General features: G+C 54.3%; 5 protein-coding genes and 1 pseudogene. All 6 read left to right on the top strand.

What is annotated here, in order from left to right:
• Positions 1-1,051, top strand: a pseudogene (locus KPG66_RS07795) (hemagglutinin repeat-containing protein); the annotation flags it as partial.
• 348 nt (positions 1,052-1,399) lie between these two features.
• Positions 1,400-2,293, top strand: a complete 894-nt coding sequence (locus KPG66_RS07790; RefSeq protein WP_237070554.1) for a hypothetical protein — start codon at positions 1,400-1,402, stop codon at positions 2,291-2,293.
• Positions 2,294-2,307: 14 nt separating this feature from the next.
• Complete coding sequence (locus tag KPG66_RS07785) at positions 2,308-2,733, top strand: hypothetical protein (RefSeq protein ID WP_237070553.1); 426 nt, start codon at positions 2,308-2,310, stop codon at positions 2,731-2,733.
• Positions 2,730-2,990: a hypothetical protein gene (locus KPG66_RS07780; protein ID WP_237070552.1), complete on the top strand. Its 261-nt coding sequence runs from the start codon at positions 2,730-2,732 to the stop codon at positions 2,988-2,990. Before KPG66_RS07785 ends, KPG66_RS07780 begins: the two co-directional genes overlap by 4 nt.
• Before the next feature lie 201 nt (positions 2,991-3,191).
• Complete coding sequence (locus KPG66_RS07775) at positions 3,192-3,845, top strand: hemolysin (RefSeq protein WP_237070551.1); 654 nt, start codon at positions 3,192-3,194, stop codon at positions 3,843-3,845.
• Positions 3,846-3,859: 14 nt separating this feature from the next.
• The gene (locus KPG66_RS07770) at positions 3,860-4,126 is read left to right on the top strand and encodes a hypothetical protein (RefSeq protein WP_237070550.1); all 267 of its coding nucleotides are present in this window, start codon (positions 3,860-3,862) and stop codon (positions 4,124-4,126) included.
• Positions 4,127-4,316 lie beyond the last annotated feature (190 nt).

Below are 4,316 nucleotides of genomic sequence, written 5' to 3'. Positions count from 1 at the left end.
TGGCTTGCAAAGCGAGGAAGCGCGCGCGGCGCTGCATGCGCTGGTGGGGTGCGCGGGCGCGGCGGCTAGCCGCCAGGATTGCGGCGCGGGGGCGATGGGGGCGGCGGCCAGTTCGATGCTGGGCACGCTACTCGGGCCGACGCAGGGGTTGACGCAGAGGCAGAAAGAAGCGCAAACAAATCTGGTGAGTTCGTTGGTGGCAGCGGTGGCGGGGATGGCGGGCCAAGATACACAGGCTGTGACGACGGCTGCGGTGACGGAGGGGCGGTTTAATCGGCAGATTAACGACAATGAAAAGAGGGCGATCGCGGAAAAAGCGGGCAGCAATAAGGCTGAGCAAGAGCGGCTAACAAAGGCAGCGTGCTATGCGGTGAAGTGCTGGGCGGAGTATAAGCCGGGAAGCGAGGAGTACACGAAGCACTATGTGAGCCAGCTTGAGGCTTCACAACTTCAACCAGAAATCGATTGGGTGAATCAACGGAAAGAGGCGGGGCTGTTCAAGTACACCCCAGGCCAGAAGATTGGCGATGCGGTGAAGAGCGATCCGGTAGGCGTGGCGAAGGATGCGGCGAAGGTTGTTGTTGGAGGCGTGACGGCGAAGACGGGGTTAGGGTTTTGTACAACCGGCTTGGGGTGTGCTGCTGGTATTCCGATGGCTGCATTTGGTATCAGCGACATGGCCGAAGGTGCAGATGGTTTGTACAACCGCTATAACGGTATCAGTGCTTCCGGGTTGAATCCATTGCGCTACGGATTCAATGAGGTATTGCCGGTAGGTTGGGGGAACGTTGTATATGACGGGTTGAGCTTTGTCACTGCAATTGGTGCTCTTTACGCCCCGGTTCCGCTTAAGATGGGGGTGGCCGATGGCCTGAATCGTCCGGGATCAATGTTCGGCGTAACTGTGCCACGTATTAACAACAACACTTTGATTCCGTTCATTAACCAAACGGCTCCCTACGGGACTACGCAGGGTACCTTGCTATTTGGCGTGGGGTTGAAGGGGGCGACTGTTATAAATGATATTCGCGGTAACGGGGAGGAGAAATGAATTGGCGAAGGCTATATGCGGTTAGCCAAATAATCGGGGTTGTTGGTGGTGTGTCAGTCGGAGCCGCGGGATTTTATTCGGTTATTGTGATTGGAGTGTGTAGGAATTTGATTGGTTTGAGTGACAACGTTTCTGTATTTATTATTGGTCTTCCGTTATTTATTGTCTTACTGGCAGGGTTCGTAAAATATTTACCAAGGCGTTTGCGCAAGTCGGGGATGCTGAGCGATGATCCGGAAAAATTCGGTCCGTGGTTCAGTGAAAAGAAGTCATCAGGTCGATAGTCTGAAATGATATACCCGGCGGATGCCGGGTGCGTCGTTTGCCTGCCTGCTGTGGTGTCAAAGGATGATGGGCACGCCGGGTGCGCGTGGTCGGCGTGGTTTAAATCGGCACGTTCGTGGTCATCGTCAAGCGCAACTGGATGAAGCGCAACAAGCGGCCCAGGACCCGAATCTAAGTCCACAGGCCAGGGCGCAAGCGCAACAGCAAGCGGCGCAGCTAAAGGCGCAATGGGGCTCGGGTGGCACTTATCGGCGCGCGCTGTCAGCGCTGGGCGCCGCAGCGGGTGGCAATGTGACGGCAGGCGTGGGGCAGTTCGCCCTGTCGGTGACCGTCAATTACGTGCAGGGTTTGGCGGCCAGTGAAGTGAAACGCGTGGCGGATGGCTTGCAAAGCGAGGAAGCGCGCGCGGCGCTGCATGCGCTGGTGGGGTGCGCGGGCGCGACGACCAGTTCGATGTTGGGCACGCTACTCGGGCCGACGCAGGGGTTGACGCAGAGGCAGAAAGAAGCGCAAACAAATCTGGTGAGTTCGTTGGTGGCAGCGGTGGCGGGGATGGCGGGCCAAGGCACACAGGCTGTGACGACGGCTGCGGTGACGGAGGGGCGGTTTAATCGGCAGTTGTATCCACCGGAAAAGACCTTAGCCCAACAGCTTGCGGAAAAAAGTGGTGGCAAATACAGCCCGCAGCAGATTGAAGACCAGATGCGGCAGATGTCGATGACAGAGGGCGGCCAAACATATGCCGGGAGTCCCGACATCTTGATAGGTGATCAGCGTCCGACGGATGCACAAGCCAAATGGATATATGGGGGTAAGACTGCGGACGAAAAGCCAATCCTGGAGCAGGCGACAGTAGCGAATAATGCTGAGCTGCAGCAGTATATCGTGGATACGGTGAGGAGCAGTGATGTGCCAAGCACCATTAGTTACAGCGTGGCACCACGCAACCAGAGCTAGGGCCGCGAAGGTATGTGCTTAAGCCTCCGGCGAAGCCCTGTGCGACGGCCGAGTGTGCAGCGGGACTGACGCCAGCGGAGTTGCTTTATTATCCGCCGGATTTGCCAAAGGAGCAGATCGCGAATACCGCTGCGGCTGTATTGACGGCAGCTGGTCGGTTTGGCGCGGCAACGGGTGCGATTGCGGCCGTACCTTCGCCGTATGCTCCTGCCGCTACGACACTAACTTTTGGTGCATCGGTAATAGGACTAAGCGCGGGAATGATTGAACAGATCGTGAGACCAAATCCTAAATCCTATGCTGTGGATAGTATTGTAGATTTAACGAATTACTTTGCTTCCGAGCGATATCCCTTGTATGGTCCTGTATTCAATGAGATTGGAGGAGTAGTCAAGGGTTTAGACTGGATAAATCAATTTAAGCAGCCTGAAAAGAAATGAAAAATTGGGTCATTCGAGATGGAAATTTTACCCCGGTTGTTAGAGGAGGGGCGTGTTTTATAGGAGGGGCGATCACGCTTATTGGATTCAAGTATAATGTAATGTTTGTAGCTCTGTTCGGTTTTGCGTTGGTTGCAGTGGGTGGTATATCATCAAGAGCAGCTATGTTAGGGATTAAGCCATTCGGAAATTCATATCGCGAAGCGCGGGAGAGTTACAAAAAGAAAGATGATGCTCAGAAGGGAGAGTCGAGATAGAAAATCTACGTTTAACCGGCAGTTGCATCCGGAAGAGAGGAGGTGGATCAATGGTCTTGAGTGGTGTATGCGAAGCGCTACGGTTTGACCGTCGAACAGGCGCGTGAAGAGCTGACAATACAGGCAAACCCACAAGTGCAGAATGGCTCGCCAGGCGAATGGAATCAGTGAGTCCATAAAATTCTGAAGCAGGCGCATGGGATGCTGCCGGCAGACGGTGAGAGCGGGCCAGGTTATATGTTTTATGCGACGCCGGCGCAGAAAGCTGATCCGAGCATGTATGCGGGGCACTATCCGAGCGGCTTGGGACTTAACCAGCCCACATCAGAAGCGATGAATGCGTCGGCCAATCATGATGCAACCGGTCGAGAGATGATTGCGAAACAGACGCTGGGTGCGGCGGCTGGCGCAGGAGCGATTGTGTTGGCACCGAAGGTTGCTGTGGCAGCGGGGCTGGGTACGGGGTATGACTACGCAGGCGATGTGATCAGCCGAGCAATGGGGTTGTCGAATAGTGAGCCGGATGTAGGGAAGTCGCTGGTTGTGGGTAGTGTTGCTGGAGTAACGGCACCGTTTTTCTTACCGTTGAGTACGTTGGGCGGGAGTACCGCGGGAAAAATTGTGGTGGGTGGTTATAACAGCCTGCTGGCGGGAACAGGGGCGTTTGCGGGTACGGCAATCACGCAATCAGGCAACCCGGACCTCTCTGCGGGTATCGGTTTGACTGGAGCAGCACTGAGTCAAGGAATAAATGCAACAATGCCAGGACCTGCAGGGGCGTTTATAAATCAGTTAATCCAAATTTTATCTGGTCCGGCTCAAGCAGTGATAGAGACGAATAAAAATAAAGAGTAAAGAATAGAGGCGATATGTTTACTGATTTGAGAAGGAAAAAAAGAAACATATTTAAGCGTGCGGCAGTCGCATATATGTGTGCCATTGGTATTCCGGTGGTTGTGCTTATATTTTCGTTCGCGCAAGGTGATGGATGGAAGCCGGTTATAGTTGGTTTTCCAGTCTATATAACCATATTTGGAAGTATTACATATCAATTTATCAAAGAGCTGCTGGTACTAAAGCAAGAGGACGGGAGTTTCAGAAAAAAATGGCAAGCAATAGCAACGAGCTTGGCGTGAGTGATTTAATCTGATGCGCGCAGCAGATGGCGCAGTTGACCCACGATATCGTCTGGCTGGTTGAGCAGGAGGTGCAACTACCCGATGGCACTGTCACTCTCAGCGGTGGTGCAGGCGTGGCGGTGAACCTAAGCTCCCAAGGTAAGGCAGCCGGTGTGACGGCGAGCGTCAGTGGCGCACGCGGCCGGGG

The sequence above is a fragment of the Mycetohabitans sp. B2 genome, assembly GCF_021733735.1.
Classification (GTDB): Bacteria; Pseudomonadota; Gammaproteobacteria; order Burkholderiales; family Burkholderiaceae; genus Mycetohabitans; species Mycetohabitans rhizoxinica.
Note: the sequence above shows the minus strand (reverse complement) of the source record. Positions and strands in the feature narration are given on the sequence as shown.